Origin of the sequence: Roseibium sp. (genome assembly GCF_050301095.1) — a bacterium.
In the GTDB taxonomy this organism is placed as follows: Bacteria; Pseudomonadota; Alphaproteobacteria; order Rhizobiales; family Stappiaceae; genus Roseibium.
This window is the reverse complement of record NZ_JBNKYW010000105.1, coordinates 1-16972: the sequence shown is the minus strand read 5'-3', so window position 1 is coordinate 16972 and position 16972 is coordinate 1. Positions and strand designations below refer to the sequence as shown.

Below are 16972 nucleotides of genomic sequence, written 5' to 3'. Positions count from 1 at the left end.
CGTAACCGGCCATGCGGGAGGTCTCGACTGCGCCGACGACGCCACCCGCGGGTCCGGACAGGATCGCGTCCTTGCCCTGGAAGAGATCTGCTGCGGTCAGCCCGCCGGAGGACTGCATGAACATCAGCCGCGGGCCTTCGCCCAGTTCTTCCTGAACTTGGGTGACGTACCGGCGCAGGATCGGGGAGAGATAGGCATCGACCACCGTGGTGTCGCCGCGCCCCACCAGCTTCATCAACGGCGAGACTTCGTGGGAGACGGAAATCTGCGGAAAGCCGATCTCCTCGGCGATCTTTCGCAATGCCTTTTCGTGTGCCGGGTAAGCATAGGCATGCATCAGGACAATTGCGATGGAGCGGATGCCTTCGTCCCAGGCGGATTGCATTTCCGTTCGGGCGCCTGCCTCGTCCAGTGAGGTTTCCACCGTGCCGTCCGCGCGCACGCGTTCCGTGATTTCGTGGACCCGTTCATAGAGAAGCTCGGGCTTGATGATTTCCTTGGCGAAAATATGCGGGCGGGCCTGATAGCCGATTTCCAGCGCGTCCCGGAAACCCCGGGTGATGAAGAGAGCCGTCCGTTCTCCCTTGCGTTCCAGGAGGGCGTTCGTCGCGACGGTCGTTCCCATTTTTACCGTGGCGATCTTGTCCGAAGGGATCGGCGCGCCCGGCTCCACTGCAAGCAGTTCGCGAATGCCCTGAATGGCAGCGTCGCGGTAGGCTTCCGGGTTTTCGGAAAGAACCTTATGCGGATGCAGTGTTCCATCTGGCGCCCGTCCGACGATATCGGTAAACGTGCCGCCCCGGTCGACCCAAAAATCCCACTTGGCTGTCATGTTCGCCCCTTTTGGTGCTTCCGGCATGAAGGTCTTGAAAGTCTCCGCCGGTGCCTGCTGTTTTGCAACTGCTCGCTACGTTGACATTTTATCGATAAAATGTCGATGAAAAAATCAGATCAATTGTCCGTTTGTGTTTTTCCGTGGCGTTTCAGCCAGCTCTTAGTCTGAAAAACAGGGGAAATCCGACCAGGCTCGTTCGCAAGGCCAAGGGAATGTCACCGGGAGCCGTTTCGTATGGGCGTCGATGGGGACGAGCAGCCTGATAGCGCAATTGCGGCTGGTTTGAACGGGTGAGCTAATTTGCGCTGTCGCGTTTGAAAAGGCTGAGCTCGCTTGCCCCCCAGCCGAAGCGGCGGGAAACCAGGTTGACCTCGCTCACCTGGAAGGCCTTGAGGGCCTCAAACATTTCGTCCCGGTCGGTATGGACAAGCAGGAGCCAGCGACGACTTTTCGCAAGACGTGCGAGGTCCGCTGGGTTTGCGGCCAGGTTTCCTGCGTCAGGATCCCGCAGATAGTATTTCAGAACTGGCGCTGCAAAACCCTTGTAAAGCACCAGCCTGTCTTCACCGGTGCGCCTGTCCAGATAGCTTGCGACGATGCTTCGCCAATCGGGCCGCATCTTTTCATAAAGCGTGAATCTGAGTTCCGGATAGGTCAGATACAACGACATGGCCACAAGCGCGATCGGGGCAAGTGCCGGCAACAGCCGCTGGGCTGCAACGGCAGCAAGCAGCAGCAGTCCCGGCCAGGCGGCGATCAGGTAGCGGTCGAACAGGATCGGCTGCACCAGGACGGAATAGAGGTATCCGAATAAAAGCGGCCCCACCGTGTAGGCAAGGCAGACAAGGATCAACCGCCGGGATACAGCTCCGGACTTTGACCCTGGCCCAGAAAAAATCGCCGTTCCGGCAAAGGCAGCCACCGACAGAGCGACGAGTATCCAGAACAATGTCAGCGACCCGGAGATGCTTGCCGCCATGTTCTCCAGGAACTTCGCGTCGGGATAGGCAATCCAGAACCCTTCGTCCGACACCGACTTCGCCCGGTTCGCCAGAACTGCGAGCCAGGGCAGGAAGGCAAGTGTGCTGGTGCCCATGGCTGCACAGGCTGTGAAGGCTGGAGACCTGGTGAGCCTGTTCCCTTTCGCAAGATCGATCCCCGCGAGGACGACGCAAGTGCCGCCAACAGCCGCAAACCCGAAAAGGGCATAGTAGTGACTGTAAAGGAACAGGGTGCCGCTCAGAACGAGACTTGCCAGCCAGGCAAGCGAAGGACGCGCCAGCACTTTCTGTACAGACAAGAGAAACGCAAGGCCGCAGGCGGCCTGCAACGCGTACATGCGCGCTTCGGTCGAATACCAGATGTGAAACGGCGACACGGCAAGCATTGCTGCAGCAAGCAGCCCCGCGGGTCTGCCGGCCAATGTACTGCCTGCCAGATAGATCAGGTAAACCGCCAGCACACCGAGTAGGGCGGACGGCAGGCGCAGTTCAATTTCGCCGTCACCAATCAACGGCATGGTCAGCCATAGAACGGCGTTGTGTAACGGCGGGTAGTTGTCGGCGGCGACGGAGGCGAGCAATTCGGAAAACGAGCCCTTCGACTGCTGCCAGCTTACTGCTTCGTCATACCACAGGCTGGTTCGGCCGAGGTCGGACAAACGCAGGTAAGCTGCCATCACCAGAATGACTTGCAGGATCAGGTTGCTTAAGGCCTTGTATTTCTCTGGTATTCCGGGCTCTTGCCGCACGTTTGTCTGTCCTCCGAAGCAGCGTCGATGCACGTTAGGGCAAAACTCTTACGGACTGAACCATTCCGCATTCGCATTTTCGTGCAGAGCACCGGTTCCGGGTCGGCTGGGGTCGAAGGTGAATGGGAGTCATGGAAGTTTATAATCACAATTTATCGATAAATTGTTGATGTTCTCGTTTTTCGAGTCTACTCTTGTCGAAGATGCGCTTGTCAGAGGTGGCAATAAACTGCCCGGGGTTGCATCGTGACGGGACAGATCCCGCTTCCAAGAGGAGAAAATCATGCTGCACTCTCGTTTCCTGACCAAGGCCGGAATCCATATGGCCGCTGCCGCCGCCCTTGGCCTTGCCGGTATTACTGCTGCTGCCGCCGAAACCAAGTGGGACATGCCCACCCCGTATGGCGACAGCAATTTCCACACCCAGAACATCTCCGCCTTTGCCGAAGAAGTGAAGGAAAAGACGGACGGTTCACTGGTCATCCAGGTTCATTCCGCCGGTTCGCTCTTCAAGCACCCGGAAATCAAGAACGCTGTCCGCAAAGGATTGGCGCCGATCGGTGAAGTGCTCGTCTCGCGCCTGTCCAACGAAGACGCGGTTTTCGGTGTTGACTCCGTTCCCTTCCTGGCGCCTTCCTATGACAAGGCCTGGAAACTCTATCAGGCAGCAAAGCCTGCCATGGAAGAAAAACTCGGCGAGCAAGGGCTTCAGCTTCTTTATGCCGTGCCGTGGCCGCCACAGGGCGTCTACGCCAAGAAAGAAATAACCAAGGTCGACGACATGAAGGGCCTCAAGTTCCGCGCCTATAATGCGGCGACCGAACGTCTCGCCCAGCTTGCAGGCGCCGTTCCGACCCAGGTCGAGGTGCCGGATATTCCGACGGCCTTTTCCACTGGCCGTGTCGAAGCCATGATCACGTCGCCGTCCACCGGTGCCAACTCCAAGGCCTGGGACTTCCTCACCCACTATCACGATACCCAGGCCTGGCTTCCCAAGAACATGGTCTTCGTCAACAAGGGCGCCTTCGACGCTCTTTCCGATGCGGAAAAGGCTGCCGTTCTGGAAGCTGCCGCCGATGCGGAAAAGCGTGGCTGGGAAGCCTCCAAGGTCGAGACCAAATCCAAGACCAACGTTCTGGTTGAAAACGGCATCACCGTCGTTCAACCGAGCAGCGAGTTGATCAAGGAACTGGCAGCCATCGGCGAGACCATGTCGGCCGAATGGCAGGCTCAGGCCGGTGAAGCCGGTGCCGCCATTCTCGAAGCCTACAAGAACTAAGATAGAGAAGACGCCGGGGCCCAGGTCCCGGCGTTTTTCCATCAGCTGCCTATTCGGTGGGGGAAGCCAATGCGAATGGCTCTGAATACGCTTTACCGGGCGTCAACGGCACTTGCTGCCTGCTGCCTTGTCGTCATCGCCAGCCTCGTGGTGTTGCAGGTTCTCGCACGTCTGGCCGACGGGACAATGATGTTGTTCGGTCTTGAACCCTTCGGCCTCCTGGTACCATCTCTTGCCGAGATCGCCGGCTTTCTTCTGGTGGGAGCTTCCTTCCTGGCGCTTGCGGGAACCTTCCGCAACGCCGATCACATCCGGGTTTCCATCCTGCTTCAGGCCGTTCCCTCACAGTTCGAGCGTCTGCTCAATATCTGGTGCGTGGCAATCGCATTGGCCCTGGTTGCATTCTTCACCTGGAATGCGGGCGCACTGGCCTATGACAGTTACAAGTTCAACGAGGTTTCTTTCGGCATCATCCCGATCCCGCTGGTCATCCCGCAAATGGTCATGACCCTGGGGCTGTCCGTCTTTTCCGTCGCGCTGCTTGATGATCTTGTCCTTGCCGTGAGCGGCAAGGCGCAAAGTTTCGAGATCGTCAGCAAGGAAGACCCGATCGAGGGGAAAGAATAATGGATCTCTCTCTCATCGCCTTCCTCCTTGGTCTGGGCATGCTGGCCGCACTTGCCACCGGCATCTGGGTGGCAGTTGCACTTTTCTCCGTGGCGCTTGCCACGATGATGTTGCTGGTGTCGGCTCCGGCCGGTCCGGTCATGGCAACCACCGTCTGGGGTGCCGCGAACTCCTGGGATCTGACGGCCTTGCCGATGTTCATCTGGATGGGCGAGATCCTCTTCCGTTCCCGCCTGTCGGAAGACATGTTCGCCGGGTTGTCACCGTGGATGCGCAATCTGCCGGGCAGGCTGTTGCACGTGAACATCCTTGGCTGCGGAATTTTCGCTGCTGTCTCCGGCTCTTCTGCTGCAACCACGGCTACCATCGGCCGTATGTCACTGCCGGAACTGAAGCAGCGCGGCTATGACGAGCGCATGGCCATTGGAACGCTGGCCGGATCGGGAACGCTCGGACTGCTCATCCCTCCGTCCATCATTCTGATCGTTTACGGCGCCGCCACCGAGCAATCCATTGCCCGCCTGTTCATGGCCGGTGTGCTTCCCGGGGCCATGCTCTGCCTTCTCTTCATGGGATATGTCGCCATCTGGGCCATGATGAACCGTGGCAAGATGCCGGAAAAGGAAGAAACCGTTCCGTTCCTGGAGCGGTTGCTGGCAACGCGTCGTCTCTTTCCGGTCATCGGTCTGATCGCCGGAGTGATCGGGTCGATTTATGCCGGCCTCGCCTCGCCGACGGAAGCGGCCGCTATCGGCGTGATGCTGTCGCTGCTTCTGTCCTTGTTCTCCGGAACCCTCAACCGGCACAGCTTTACCGGAGCACTGCTGGGGGCAACGCGCACGTCCTGCATGATTGCCTTCATTCTGGCCGGAGCGGCGTTTCTGACCGTTGCCATGGGCTATACGGGTATTCCGCGCGAACTGGCAACCTGGATCGGTTCCCTCAACCTGTCACCCTATGCCTTGCTGATTGCGCTGACACTGTTCTTTGTCGTGCTCGGCTGCTTCCTTGACGGCATCTCGGTGGTTGTCCTCACAACATCGGTGATCCTGCCCATGGTGGAGCAGGCCGGTCTCGACCTCATCTGGTTCGGCATCTATCTGGTGCTGGTTGTCGAGATGAGCCAGATCACGCCGCCGGTCGGCTTCAACCTCTTCGTTCTTCAGGGCATGACGGGACACAATATCTTCAAGGTCGCCCGCATGGCGCTGCCGTTCTTCCTGTTGATGATCCTGGCAATCGTGCTGATAGTCGTCTTTCCGGGGTTGGCACTTTGGCTGCCGCAGTCAATGTTGAGCAACTAGTCGGACCCGCGCCGCCAACGCATCCAGGCCGATTGCGGGCGGAAAGCGGGCCAATAGAAGGATATTGGGGCATTCCGAGTTCCACTTGACGAGGATTGCCCTAAATACAAGCCCGTGCCGGAGGTTCGTGATTTGTCGGAGAAGCCTGCCAAGAAAACTGCCCGGAATACGGCTCTGAGCCCGGAGGCATCCGTCGGTCCGGTTGTTTCTGCCGCGCATCTTGCTTCCGGCGCGATGCCGGCCCTGTCTGAGGTCGAATTCGCCGTCACCATGATGGTCAACGCCTATCACCGCTGGATGGCGCGCTGCATGGCAGCCAGCGGTTCGGAAGGGCTGGGGCCGCTGGATGTGCTTGTGCTTCATTCGGTGAACCACAGGGGACGGGCCAAGACGCTCTCCGACATTTGCCTCGTGCTGAACATCGAAGACACGCACACGGTCACCTATGCGCTCAAGAAACTGGAAAAGGCCGGGCTGATTTCTTCCGGCCGCAGGGGCAAGGAGAAGACCGCGGCTATTACTGAGGAAGGCGAAAAGGCCTGCCTCGAGTACAGACGTCTGCGGGAAGCCTTGCTCGTCGAACCCATGAAGGCGCTGGGCCTCGACGAAAAAGAACTCTCCCGGCTTGCCGCGACCTTGAGGCTGGTCTCCGGTAATTACGATCAGGCCGCACGCGCCGCTGCCGCCATGTGATCAACTCTCTTTGGTACAATGCCGTTTCCGGTAACCGGCTGACTGCCAGCGACCTCCCTTAACTTGACACTGTTCCTGGATACCAGACTGGATTTTTCCATGACCATCACGATCTATCACAACCCGAAGTGCGGCACTTCGCGAAACACGCTGGAAATGATCCGAAAATCCGGTGTCGAACCCGAGATCGTCGAGTATCTCAAAACTCCGCCGAGTCGGGATGTGCTGGCAGAGCTGATCCGGCGCATGGGGATTCCCGTCCGTGATGTGCTGCGCCAGAAGGGGACGCCTTACGACGAACTCGGCCTTGGTGAGGACAAGTGGTCGGACGATGACCTGCTCGACCACATGATGGCGCATCCCATCCTGATAAACCGGCCGATCGTCGTCTCGGACAAGGGGGTGCGCCTGTGCCGTCCTTCCGAGAGGGTCCTGGATCTGCTGCCGCAGGACATTGGTACCTTCACCAAGGAAGACGGTGAGGTTGTAACCTCGACAAAGTCAGCGGATTGATCCGGGCATCACGGTGCTGGACTAATTGCCTGAAGGATGCGGAACTGCTTCCGCATCCAATAGCCGGTGGCACTAGTGCGTCGAAGATCCGGAAGCAGCAGTCCCGGCAATCGGCCTGGCGCTTCTGGCCAGTTGCGGGGACAGTGTGATTTTCGGGCCCGCAATACCATCCCTGTGCTGCGGGAACCAGAGACCGCCTGACGGATTATGCGGGAAGATGGGATAGCTGGCTTCGTGTTTGGCAACCAGGTCGGGTCTGCCGAACATGTAGCCCTGCACCAGGTCGCAGCCCGCAGCGCTGAGCAGGATCGCCTGTTCTTCCGTTTCCACGCCTTCGGCGGTGATGGTCACGTCAAGCGACCGGCCGAGACCGATGATCGAAGTCACGATGGCGTCTGTGCTGGCGTCCTTGCCCAGGTTCTGGATAAAGGACTGGTCAATCTTGATCTTGTCGAACGGAAACAGGCTGAGGTAGCTCAGGGACGAGTATCCGGTGCCGAAATCGTCCATGGCAATCGAGACGCCCATGTCGCGGATTTGCCGCAGTGTTTCGATCACCGCCTGTGTGTTTGAAATCAGCAGGCTTTCGGTAATTTCAATTTCCAGCCGTTTCGGATCGAGACCCGTTTCCTGAAGGGCCCGGCCAACACGCTTCTGGGTTTCGCCTGCTATGAACTGGGCAGGGGAGACATTCACCGCGATGCGGCGGTTCTGATCCCCCCACAGGGCAGCTTCGCGGCAGGCGCGGTTCAACACCCAGTTGCCGATTTCCACTATGAGCCCTGTTTCTTCGGCCACCGGAATGAATACATCCGGTTTGATCCTGCCCTTCACCGGGTGATCCCAGCGGATCAGCGCCTCGTAGCCTACGAGCTGACCGTCTCGCAGCGAGTATTGCGGCTGGTACACCAGCCTGAACTGGTCGAACTTGAGTGCCTTGGTCAGGCCCGCTTCCACTTCCTTGCGTTTCTGCGCTTCCGCATCCAGGCCAGGTGTATACCAGGAGAAGGTGGAGCGTCCGCTGTGCTTGGCGCGATAAAGGGCGAGGTCCGCGCAATGCAAGAGCCTTGAGGCGCGCCAGGACCCGTCTGTTGCGCGGGCGATGCCGATCGACAACGAAAGCTTGATCTCCTTGCCGTCAATGGAGCAGGGTGATTCTGTCGCCGTGATCATGTCGGAGGCTAGCCGTGTCATCCGGCCCGGGTCGGCCACCGAAGTCAGCAGGACCGCAAATTCGTCGCCGGAAAGCCGGGCGACGAGGTGACCGTCGAATACTGTCTTCAGCCGCTCGCCGACAATCTGCAGGAAGACATCGCCAACCCCATGGCCGTGGGTGTCGTTGATTTCCTTGAACTTGTCGACATCGATGAGCATGACGCCGATATTCGACGCCTGCGCTTGTGCGAGCCGGAGAGCTTCCGCCAGTCTGGCATTGAAGACAGCCCGGTTCGGGAGGCCGGTCAGGGCGTCGTGATGGGCCAGAAACTGGATATCGCGATTGGTTCTGAACTGATCGTGAAAGCGCAGCCAGAATAGAGCGCCGGCAAAGATAAATGAGGCCAGGCACAGCACCCCGATAATGATGCTGGCGGACCAGATCACCGGGGCGAGTTGCGCCAGAATCTGCCTTTGCGCCACCAGAATATAGAGGCTGGGACCGGAGGGATTGTCGCTGACAAGCCGCAAGGCGACTACGGTGTTCGGTCCGAAGCCGCCCTCCCACGTCATGTCCGACGTTGCGGCGACTTGTGAAGCCTGCAGAGCCGACCTGAGCTTTGCCAGCGTGCCCGGAGCAGTGAGGAGACCTTTCTGGATCCATTCTTCCCCGGCGGTTGCGGTGCCAGGCAGGCTGACGGCGGCATCAACGACCAGAGAGCCGCCGCCATCCATCTGGAGCATGCCTTTCAGGGCACTGAGGTCGTCTTCGGATAGCTTTGGAGAATTTTGGGTCGCCGCGTCCGGACTTGCATCGGGTTTGCGCGACAGCCGCAGGCCGGGCACTTTGGGTGCGGAAAAATTCAAGAGCGCCTGAATGGCGTTCGCCTTGGGTTGGATGGTCTGCTCTAGATTGCGAACAACCAGCCAGTGGCTCAAAAGCCGGTTGCTTGCATAAACCCCCAGCGCCAACGTCAGCACAAGCGACATTGATATGAAGAAAATAACAATGTTGCTTCGGAAAAGGGGATTTGCCATCCGCCGCGGTACCATCTTTCAGTCACGTGTTTTTCAAAGATTAGCCCGAATTCCTTTCACCATCATGAATAGACCGGGACTTTATCTTGCCGCGCGTTATGACTTCTTCCGGGAGAAGCTGCCACGCTGCCGAACCGGCCAGATGATTGAAAGCCGGTCAGGGCCGAGGCCCGAGTCCCAAACAGACCCTAGTCAAATCCGACAGGTGCCGATATGAGAGGGGTAATCGAATCCTCAGGACGCGAGATCCGTACTTCGAAACGGCCGCTTCCAATCCCGTCAGGAGCTGATCGGTGAACGTTTGGAGCAGCATCGGCGGTATCGTCAGTGCGATCGGTACGGGCGGCGCGCAAATCGTCGACCGGCTGGTCCAGCTTGTCCTGGCCCGGCCCGAAGGGACCAACACCGTCGGCTTTACGGTCGCGATGATTGCGCTTTCAGCAAAGATGGCGAAGGCTGACGGGGTAGTGACGACCGACGAAATCCTGGCTTTCCGCGAATTGTTCGACGTGCCTCCGAAGGAAGAACGTAACGTCGTACGCCTGTTCAATCTGGCGCAGGAAGACGTCGCGGGATTTGAGGTTTACGCCAAAAAGCTCGCCGACCTTTTTCCCTATGATCACAAGACCCTGATGGATATCCTGGACGGACTCTTCTACATCGCGAAGGCGGACGGTGTCGTTCACGAAAGCGAAATCGGGTATCTCGCCCGGGTCGCCGAGCTTTTCGGGCTCGATGAGCGTGAATTCGCAAAAGTGCTTGCGCGACATGTGCGCAGCAACGGCAACCCCTATGAGGTGCTCGGCATCGGTCCGGACGCCAGCGACGCGGATCTGAAGGCGCACTACAGGCGGGAAGTCCAGGAAACGCATCCCGATCGCCTGATCGCGAGAGGTGTGCCGGAGGAGTTCGTGAAGATTGCAAATGACCGGCTCGCCGCCCTGAACGAAGCCTGGGCAAAGATCCGTACGGAAAGAGGCTTATGAGTGTCGCGACCGATACCGGGGTGAAGGCGAGCGTTCATCCGTCCCCGAACCACGGTCCGAGGGCCGAGGGTGCGTTGATCGACATGGTCGTGTTGCATTACACCGGCATGAGGAACGCGGAAGAGGCCCTGCAGCGGCTTTGCGATCCCCGCGCCGAAGTGTCTGCCCATTATCTCGTGTATGAGGACGGACGTATTCTTCAGTGTGTGCCCGAAGTCCGGCGGGCCTGGCATGCCGGGCGCAGTTCCTGGAAAGGCGAGACGGACCTCAATTCCCGTTCGATCGGCGTGGAAATCGTCAATCCGGGGCATGAATTCGGCTACCGGCCATTTCCGGATGCGCAGATCGAGGCCGTGACCGCACTTGTCGGCGACATTTGTCGGCGGCATGCCATTGCGCCCTGGCGGGTACTTGCCCACTCGGACATCGCGCCGGATCGCAAGGAAGATCCGGGTGAACTGTTCCCCTGGTCCCGCCTGGCGGAGGCCGGCGTAGGTCACTATGTCCCGCCCGTTCCCCTCGGCTCAGGGCTCTTCATGCAGGAAGGCGACAGCGGTCAGCCTGTCGAGGCCTTGCAGTCTATGCTGGCGCTCTATGGCTACGATATCGCCATTTCGGGGCGGTTCGACGAGAAGACCCGGTTTGCTGTCACCGCTTTTCAGCGACATTTCCGGCCGGAGAAGGTGGATGGGGTTGTCGACCAGTCGACAATCGAAACCCTCAACGCTCTTCTGCGGAAGCTTCCCTCGTTGTCCTGACGCGGTCTGCCGGGGGGATGGCCAGGGCATCTTCTCTGCGTTCCGGCACCATTTGCGGGATGAATGCGATGGATCGGCTCGTGAAAAGATGTTGCGGTGCATCATTTTTTGCTGCGGGAAAAACGGCCGGTGTCACAGTTTTTCTCAGGTTTGTCGGGCGATTGCCCGATTGAGAGCCAGTTTTTGCCTTAAACTGCGACAATTGACAAAGTATGGCGCCGGTTTTGGGTAAATTTCTGTTATTTTTTGAAATAATTCGTGATTGAATCGCGCCCAATTTGGTCCCATAGCTCCGGCATTCCTCCGCCCCGAATTGAATGCAACAAGAACCAAAGGGCTGGACTGAATGTTACGGTCACTGAAACGACTGACTGGGGCGCTGTGCCTTTTCGCCTATGCAACAACACTTGCCGCACCGGCCGCCATGGCTGCCGGCTCCGGATCCAAGCCGATCCTGCACATCATTGATGCAGACGAGCAGGCGGATGCCGGGGCTGTCAAAGCCAAGACGGTCAGGAAAGCAAAGCGCAAGTCGTCGACGAAATCCTCGAAGACCGCGCACACCAAGGTCCGCAAGGACAAGTTTGCCTCGCTGATCCGAAAGGCAGCAAGCAAGCATGGTGTGCCGATCAAAATCGCGAAAGCGGTCGTCGAAGTGGAGAGCAATTTCAATCCTCGTGCCCGGGGCAGTGCCGGGGAGGTCGGTCTGATGCAGATAAAGCCTGCGACCGCTCGCGGGATTGGTTATCGAGGCCCCACCAAGGCGCTTTACGATCCGGCCGTCAACCTGGAATGGGGCATGAAGTATCTCGCTGGTGCGCACAAGCGGGCCAACGGCGACTTGTGTGGAACCATCCTGCGTTACAACGCCGGCCACTATGCCAAGCGCATGAATCCGGTCAGCAAGCGCTATTGCTCGAAAGTCAAACAGATCTTGGCGTCCAGCTGATCGCCGGTCCCAGGGGGCACCGTCTGCGAGGCGGGGTGCCGTTTGAATGGAAACCCCGCCGGGAGTCCGGCGGGGTTTTGTCGTCCGGGAGGAAGCTCAGCCAAGCTTCTGCCGGGCCGCGGGAACGGAGGCCGGAACAGGCGTTCCCTCAGGCACATCCGGGGCCGGCAAGGGTTGGCCGAGAGCGTTGACCATTGGAATGACACCAGCCCAGATGTCCGTGCCGAGATCTTCCTGATCGTCCACCGGTCCACCCGTTCGAATCTTTATGCTTGCGTGTTCGATATCCAGCACAAGGACACCGGTTGCCTTGTGTTCCTTGGGCATCATTTCTCGGCATTCGTCCCAGCGGCCCGGGAGCAAGTGGTCCGTAATCGCGGCAAGGGCATCGATCTGTTCCTGTGAGTCTTCGACAAGCCGAGCGGTACCGTGAACAATGGCGCAGCGATAGTTCATGGAATGGTGGAATGCCGAACGAGCGACCACGAGCCCATCGACAAGCGTCACCGCCAGGCTGGCCGGTACACCCACAGAATTGTCCTTGATGATCCGCGTGGTGCTGGCACCATGAATGTAGATCTTGTCTCCAATCCGGGCATAGGCCATCGGAATGACCATCGGCCTGTCTTCATGCACAAACCCGCAATGGGCGACGAAACCGGCATCCAGAATTTCATGGACACGTTTCCGGTCGTATCCGCCGCAGTTCATCTGTCTGATCCTGGCGTATTTCGGCAGGCCGGCCGCCTGCCGTTTTTCCATAGAGGACATCTTTTGTCTCCACTTGAGAAAGTCTTGCTTGTTTGCTTTTGTTTGTTTGATATTTTGGTTCTGTAAAAGATCCGGTTTTTAAAAAATGACAGAACCAGTTTTTCCTGAAGGCATTCTGACGCTGGACCGGTTGTCCGATATTCCCCTTACGGAGCAGATCTATCGCGGTTTCCGGGAAGCCGTTCGCACCGGCCTGTTGCCCTCGGGCACGAAACTGCCGTCCACACGCCGCCTGGCAGCCCGGTTGCGGGTCGCCCGCAACACCGTCAACGCGGCATATGACCTGCTTCGGGCTGAGGGCATCATTTCCGCGCGAACCGGTGCCGTGCCACGCATCACCGAAGGTTTGCCGGTCGAGGGGCTCTCAACTGCGGAGCAGGGCACCGTCGATGGGCCCGTGTTGTCGGTGCGGGGGGAACGCCTGTGTGCGAACTTGCGTGGTGAAGGCTGGGCTTTCCGACACGGTGCTCTGCAACCGGGAGCGCCTGCGCTCGACCTTTTTCCGTATGAGGAGTGGGCGCGCTGTCTGCGGCGGGCATCCCGGCTCGAGCGCAGTGCGGATCTGCACTACCGCAATTATGCAGGCGTGCCGTCGTTGAGGCGGAACCTTGCCCGTCATCTGGCAGCCGAACGTGGGGTGCGGGCCGAGCCGGAACAGATCCTCATCACGTGTTCCATGCAGGCGAACCTCACCCTTCTCGCTCAGGTCCTGGCGGACCCGGGAGATGCAGCCTGGTTGGAAGAACCCGGGTATCTCGGTGCTCGCACGGCCTTTCATTCCGCGGGGCTTCAGATCCGGCCGCTTCCCACCGACCACGAGGGCGCGGATGTCGCAAGGATGGCAGCTGACCTTGTCTTGCCGAAGCTTATCTACGTAACCCCCTCCCACCACTACCCCTTCGGCGCCAGGATGCCGCTCGCGCGCCGTCTTGCGCTTCTGGAAACCGCACGCAATGCCGGGGCCGTCATTCTGGAAGACGACTACGACAGCGAGTTTCTGTTCTCCGGACGCCCTGTTGCTGCTCTCTATGGTCTGGCGGGGGAAGGGCAGGTTATCTACCTGGGAACCTTCTCAAAGAGCCTGATGCCAGGCGTGCGGATTTCCTATTGTGTTGTGCCCTCCGCTCTGGTCGATCCTCTGACCATGCTGATAAGAAACACGGGATGCGCTGCCAATGTTCAGGCGCAGGTCGCCCTTGCCCAGTTCATGGACAATGGCGGTTATCAGAAGCATCTCAAGAGGATCCGGCAGATCTACGAGGAAAGAGGGCGGGCGCTGGTTGGGGCGCTGAAGAGACGCCTCGGCAACCGTGTCGTGGTGGAAGAGCCGACCGGGAACGTGCAGCTTGCTCTGACGTTCCGCGAGAATGTGGACGACGTTTCCCTGGCACTGGCCATGCAGCAATCTGGCTTCGCGGTATCTCCGCTCAGCAATTGCTATCTGGAGAAGAGGGACAGAAGTGGATTGATTCTGGGGTTTGCCGGCGCGACGCCGGACGAAATAAGGGATGGGGTCGAAGTTCTGGGAAATCTTCTGGAGACATTCGGTGGAAGGGAAGACACCGCCGGAAACGAGAAATGAAAGCGTTCAGGAAATAAGATTGATCAAGGCCATTCCGGTGGCCAAAAAAACCAGGGCCAGTCCGGAAACAAGCAGCAGGTTCTCCCGAATGCCTTTGAAAGTATCGGGTATGTACAGATCCTGTTCTGCGATGAGCGCTTCGTCTTCTCTGAAAGACTCCGGCTCATTGGGAATTGTATTTGTAATAGGTGACAAAGCGAACTCTTTTACTAATTGAACTGGCAGAAAGATAGAGCTGCATATTTGAAAGCCGCGTTAACATAGATGACGTGAAAGTATTAATTCATCGCAATATTACCGAGGAATGAAAGTCATGTATTTAAGTAAAACTTTAATTCAATAAGAATGCGGGCAAATGCCGCCAGAACTTCGCGCATGCCGCGAGCTCCGGAAGCAGGGCTAACTCATTGTTCAGACTTTCATGTCAAATGTTTTGAAGAAACAAGGAGGATTGGGTGAGCCTGGATCTTGCCTCACTGACATTCTTGCTGGTCGAAGACAGTGCCTATATGCGCACGATCCTGCGGACAATGCTGCAGGGCTTCGGCGCACGCCGTATTGTCGAGGCCGAAGATGGTGCTTCCGGCCTGGAGGCGATGGACCGTGCGAATCCGGACATCCTGATCCTTGACTGGGTCATGCCAATTCTGGACGGCGCTGACATGGTGCGCATGATCCGCAGTCCGAACAACCCTTTCGCCTATATTCCGATTATCATGGTCACGGCGCATACCGAACGTAGCCGGATTGTTGAAGCGCGCAGGCTCGGGGTTCATGAACTGCTGTCCAAGCCGATTTCAGCCAAGGCGTTGTATCAGCGCGTTTCAAGCGTGATCCTGCATCCGCGTGATTTCATCAAGACGGCAACCTACTTTGGTCCGGCACCGCGTGAAATCCGCAACCGTCAGAAAATCTGGCAGGGCGCCCCGGGGCAAGGAGGCGGGCAGGGTGAAGGGGACGGAAACGTCACTGCCATCGGGTAACTTCTGGAAAAACTGAATATCAGGCTGCGGACTGCGCCGCTGACCTGTTCGCGATTGCCTTGAGGGAGCCGTTCACGACCTCAACATTCCCGGCTTCAAGAGCTTCGGCGAATTGTGCGAGGATGTCGAGATCCACGGTATAATGATCCAGCAAAAACTGCGAAAGAACATCAATCGGAAGATGTTGGTAGCCTTCGATTGCCGCCATCAGCGCTTCTATCGTGTCTAGCCGTTCGCGCAGCTTGATCATGGGATTCCGTTGAGCCGATATTCTTCCAATCTGGAGTGACATAGTTAATAGTGCGTAAATCTACTCCACGCAAGAGTGTGTCCGGACGAGAACCCCTTGCACGGAAACGGTCCACAGAAAAGTTGCAGAAATCGGCAGAAATCTTGGTAAAAATGACTGTAATATGAAATTTTGCCTCCGCAAAAAACAGGACAATACATGGCCAAAATCATTTACGTTCTGAACGGACCGAATCTCAATCTGCTCGGAAAACGGGAGCCTGAGATATACGGCTCTCAAACGCTTGATGATGTGCAGGCGCTTTGCGAGACCACTGCGGGAAGGGACGGATTGCAGGTGGTCTTTCGGCAAAGCAATGCCGAGCACGAACTGATCGGCTGGATCCATGAAGCCCGCGAAACGGCGTCGGGTATCGTCATCAACCCGGCTGCTTACACCCACACGTCGGTCGCAATACTTGATGCCTTGAGCGCCTGTACGTTTCCGGTGATCGAAGTCCATATCTCGAACATCCACAAGCGCGAGAGCTTCCGGCACCACTCATATGTTTCCGCAAGGGCCGACGCCGTTATTGCCGGCTGTGGCGTTGAAGGTTACAGGCTTGCCATGCTGCACATGGCATCGCGCCTTTCTTGAGATCTGAGGGGCCACCTAATACCCGCAGCCGGTGAAGAACTCGGTTACGATCGTCTGTAGAATAATCTGCACGTCGAGGAAGAAGGTCTGCGTCTCGACGTATTCCAGGTCGCTCCTCAGGCGCATGAGGGCTGCATGGGCGTCTTTGGTTTCACCGCGATACCCCCGCACCTGGGCAAGTCCTGTAATTCCGGGGAGGGCACTGTGACGATCCATATAACGCTCGTCGAACTCCTCATAGGGAACGCCGGCAGCCAGCATGCCCGGAACATGCGGACGCGGTCCGACGAGTGACATCTCGCCTCTCAACACATTCATGAGCTGCGGCAACTCGTCGAAGTTGCTGCGCCTCAGGAACCGGCCTATCCAAGTCACGCGAGGGTCATTTGTCACAGTCTGCGACACGCCGGACTGGTCGCAGAGGTCCACGTACATCGTCCGGAATTTCAGTATGGTGAAGGGCGTGCCGTTCAGCCCGTAACGCTGTTGCCGGAAAAAGACCGGTCCGCGACTGGTCAGCTTGATGGCAAGAGCGACGGCAACAAACAATGGAAACAGCAGAAGCAGTCCGGAAGCGGACCCGAATATGTCGAGGCTTCGTTTGAGAATGCCTTGCACCAGGCGTCCTGACTTCCGCCGGCCTCCAAGGCTTGAGGGGTATTGCGAGGATTTGCAGTCTATCGCGGTACCCATGGTCTCGATCTTGGCGAAATCGAGGGTACTCTTTCGACGGCCGTTTCTATCGTATGGAATAGTTTCCTCAGCCAACTCGCGAGCCTCAACCCGATACACAGAGATAAATGGGTTTGCAGGTTCACCTTATTCAGTCGGGGCTCTTAACGCTACGGCATTGTAAACAAGTG

17 protein-coding genes are annotated in these 16972 nt (G+C 58.1%); 11 read left to right on the top strand and 6 right to left on the bottom strand.

The window, feature by feature from the left end; genetic code table 11:
- On the bottom strand, window positions 1-832 hold an 832-nt coding region (locus ACQY7U_RS09200; RefSeq protein WP_428643715.1), incomplete at its 3' end, for a hydantoinase/oxoprolinase N-terminal domain-containing protein.
- Between the two features lie 298 nt (window positions 833-1130).
- Window positions 1131-2585, bottom strand: a complete 1455-nt coding sequence (locus tag ACQY7U_RS09195) for a glycosyltransferase family 39 protein (RefSeq protein ID WP_428643713.1) — start codon at window positions 2583-2585, stop codon at window positions 1131-1133.
- Window positions 2586-2868: 283 nt separating this feature from the next.
- Between ACQY7U_RS09195 and ACQY7U_RS09190 the strand changes: the two genes are divergently transcribed.
- From ACQY7U_RS09190 to arsC, 5 genes are all read left to right on the top strand, one after another.
- Window positions 2869-3864, top strand: coding sequence for a TRAP transporter substrate-binding protein (locus ACQY7U_RS09190; RefSeq protein ID WP_428643712.1), 996 nt, complete (start codon window positions 2869-2871; stop codon window positions 3862-3864).
- A 75-nt stretch (window positions 3865-3939) separates the two neighbouring features.
- Window positions 3940-4491: a TRAP transporter small permease gene (locus ACQY7U_RS09185; protein ID WP_428643710.1), complete on the top strand. Its 552-nt coding sequence runs from the start codon at window positions 3940-3942 to the stop codon at window positions 4489-4491.
- Window positions 4491-5795: a TRAP transporter large permease gene (locus ACQY7U_RS09180; RefSeq protein ID WP_428643708.1), complete on the top strand. Its 1305-nt coding sequence runs from the start codon at window positions 4491-4493 to the stop codon at window positions 5793-5795. The genes ACQY7U_RS09185 and ACQY7U_RS09180 overlap by 1 nt, the downstream gene beginning before the upstream one ends.
- A gap of 234 nt (window positions 5796-6029) precedes the next feature.
- Window positions 6030-6488 (top strand): winged helix DNA-binding protein, encoded by a 459-nt coding sequence (locus ACQY7U_RS09175; RefSeq protein ID WP_428643717.1) that lies wholly within the window; start codon window positions 6030-6032, stop codon window positions 6486-6488.
- 99 nt (window positions 6489-6587) lie between these two features.
- Entirely contained in the window at window positions 6588-7001 is a 414-nt protein-coding gene (gene arsC / locus ACQY7U_RS09170) for an arsenate reductase (glutaredoxin) (RefSeq protein ID WP_428643706.1), read from the top strand.
- Window positions 7002-7073: 72 nt separating this feature from the next.
- Here arsC and ACQY7U_RS09165 read toward each other — a convergent pair whose 3' ends face one another.
- Window positions 7074-9194: a putative bifunctional diguanylate cyclase/phosphodiesterase gene (locus ACQY7U_RS09165; RefSeq protein ID WP_428643705.1), complete on the bottom strand. Its 2121-nt coding sequence runs from the start codon at window positions 9192-9194 to the stop codon at window positions 7074-7076.
- A 293-nt stretch (window positions 9195-9487) separates the two neighbouring features.
- Here ACQY7U_RS09165 and ACQY7U_RS09160 point away from each other — a divergent pair, with 293 nt between their 5' ends.
- The 3 genes from ACQY7U_RS09160 to ACQY7U_RS09150 all read left to right on the top strand — a co-directional run bounded on the left by ACQY7U_RS09160 (window position 9488) and on the right by ACQY7U_RS09150 (window position 11887).
- The gene (locus ACQY7U_RS09160; protein ID WP_428643703.1) at window positions 9488-10180 is read left to right on the top strand and encodes a TerB family tellurite resistance protein; all 693 of its coding nucleotides are present in this window, start codon (window positions 9488-9490) and stop codon (window positions 10178-10180) included.
- Entirely contained in the window at window positions 10177-10938 is a 762-nt protein-coding gene (locus ACQY7U_RS09155) for an N-acetylmuramoyl-L-alanine amidase (RefSeq protein WP_428643702.1), read from the top strand. The genes ACQY7U_RS09160 and ACQY7U_RS09155 overlap by 4 nt, the downstream gene beginning before the upstream one ends.
- A 424-nt stretch (window positions 10939-11362) precedes the next feature.
- Window positions 11363-11887, top strand: a complete 525-nt coding sequence (locus tag ACQY7U_RS09150) for a lytic transglycosylase domain-containing protein (protein WP_428643699.1) — start codon at window positions 11363-11365, stop codon at window positions 11885-11887.
- A gap of 96 nt (window positions 11888-11983) precedes the next feature.
- Here the strand turns inward: ACQY7U_RS09150 and ACQY7U_RS09145 are convergent, their stop codons facing one another.
- On the bottom strand, window positions 11984-12658 hold the full coding sequence (locus ACQY7U_RS09145) for a pyridoxamine 5'-phosphate oxidase family protein (protein ID WP_428643696.1): 675 nt from the start codon (window positions 12656-12658) through the stop codon (window positions 11984-11986).
- 85 nt (window positions 12659-12743) lie between these two features.
- Between ACQY7U_RS09145 and ACQY7U_RS09140 the strand changes: the two genes are divergently transcribed.
- On the top strand, window positions 12744-14240 hold the full coding sequence (locus tag ACQY7U_RS09140; protein WP_428643695.1) for a PLP-dependent aminotransferase family protein: 1497 nt from the start codon (window positions 12744-12746) through the stop codon (window positions 14238-14240).
- Between the two features lie 455 nt (window positions 14241-14695).
- The gene (locus ACQY7U_RS09135) at window positions 14696-15223 is read left to right on the top strand and encodes a response regulator (RefSeq protein WP_428643693.1); all 528 of its coding nucleotides are present in this window, start codon (window positions 14696-14698) and stop codon (window positions 15221-15223) included.
- A 19-nt stretch (window positions 15224-15242) separates the two neighbouring features.
- On the opposite strand, the gene ACQY7U_RS09130 is transcribed toward ACQY7U_RS09135, so the two are convergent.
- Window positions 15243-15473, bottom strand: coding sequence for a hypothetical protein (locus ACQY7U_RS09130; protein ID WP_428643692.1), 231 nt, complete (start codon window positions 15471-15473; stop codon window positions 15243-15245).
- 198 nt (window positions 15474-15671) lie between these two features.
- Here ACQY7U_RS09130 and aroQ point away from each other — a divergent pair, with 198 nt between their 5' ends.
- Window positions 15672-16109, top strand: coding sequence for a type II 3-dehydroquinate dehydratase (aroQ, locus tag ACQY7U_RS09125; RefSeq protein WP_428643690.1), 438 nt, complete (start codon window positions 15672-15674; stop codon window positions 16107-16109).
- A 15-nt stretch (window positions 16110-16124) separates the two neighbouring features.
- Here the strand turns inward: aroQ and ACQY7U_RS09120 are convergent, their stop codons facing one another.
- Window positions 16125-16727: a sugar transferase gene (locus tag ACQY7U_RS09120; RefSeq protein ID WP_428643689.1), complete on the bottom strand. Its 603-nt coding sequence runs from the start codon at window positions 16725-16727 to the stop codon at window positions 16125-16127.
- Window positions 16728-16972 lie beyond the last annotated feature (245 nt).

What these genes read in the sequence shown, in the direction of transcription:
- ACQY7U_RS09145 (WP_428643696.1), bottom strand. Translation starts at nt 12,658, where the DNA reads ATGTCCTCTATGGAAAAACGGCAGGCGGCCGGCCTGCCGAAATACGCC.
- ACQY7U_RS09190 (WP_428643712.1), top strand. Translation starts at nt 2,869, where the DNA reads ATGCTGCACTCTCGTTTCCTGACCAAGGCCGGAATCCATATGGCCGCT.
- ACQY7U_RS09185 (WP_428643710.1), top strand. Translation starts at nt 3,940, where the DNA reads ATGGCTCTGAATACGCTTTACCGGGCGTCAACGGCACTTGCTGCCTGC.
- ACQY7U_RS09175 (WP_428643717.1), top strand. Translation starts at nt 6,030, where the DNA reads ATGCCGGCCCTGTCTGAGGTCGAATTCGCCGTCACCATGATGGTCAAC.
- aroQ (WP_428643690.1), top strand. Translation starts at nt 15,672, where the DNA reads ATGGCCAAAATCATTTACGTTCTGAACGGACCGAATCTCAATCTGCTC.
- ACQY7U_RS09155 (WP_428643702.1), top strand. Translation starts at nt 10,177, where the DNA reads ATGAGTGTCGCGACCGATACCGGGGTGAAGGCGAGCGTTCATCCGTCC.
- ACQY7U_RS09180 (WP_428643708.1), top strand. Translation starts at nt 4,491, where the DNA reads ATGGATCTCTCTCTCATCGCCTTCCTCCTTGGTCTGGGCATGCTGGCC.
- ACQY7U_RS09165 (WP_428643705.1), bottom strand. Translation starts at nt 9,194, where the DNA reads ATGGCAAATCCCCTTTTCCGAAGCAACATTGTTATTTTCTTCATATCA.
- arsC (WP_428643706.1), top strand. Translation starts at nt 6,588, where the DNA reads ATGACCATCACGATCTATCACAACCCGAAGTGCGGCACTTCGCGAAAC.
- ACQY7U_RS09140 (WP_428643695.1), top strand. Translation starts at nt 12,744, where the DNA reads ATGACAGAACCAGTTTTTCCTGAAGGCATTCTGACGCTGGACCGGTTG.
- ACQY7U_RS09130 (WP_428643692.1), bottom strand. Translation starts at nt 15,473, where the DNA reads ATGATCAAGCTGCGCGAACGGCTAGACACGATAGAAGCGCTGATGGCG.
- ACQY7U_RS09150 (WP_428643699.1), top strand. Translation starts at nt 11,363, where the DNA reads ATGGCTGCCGGCTCCGGATCCAAGCCGATCCTGCACATCATTGATGCA.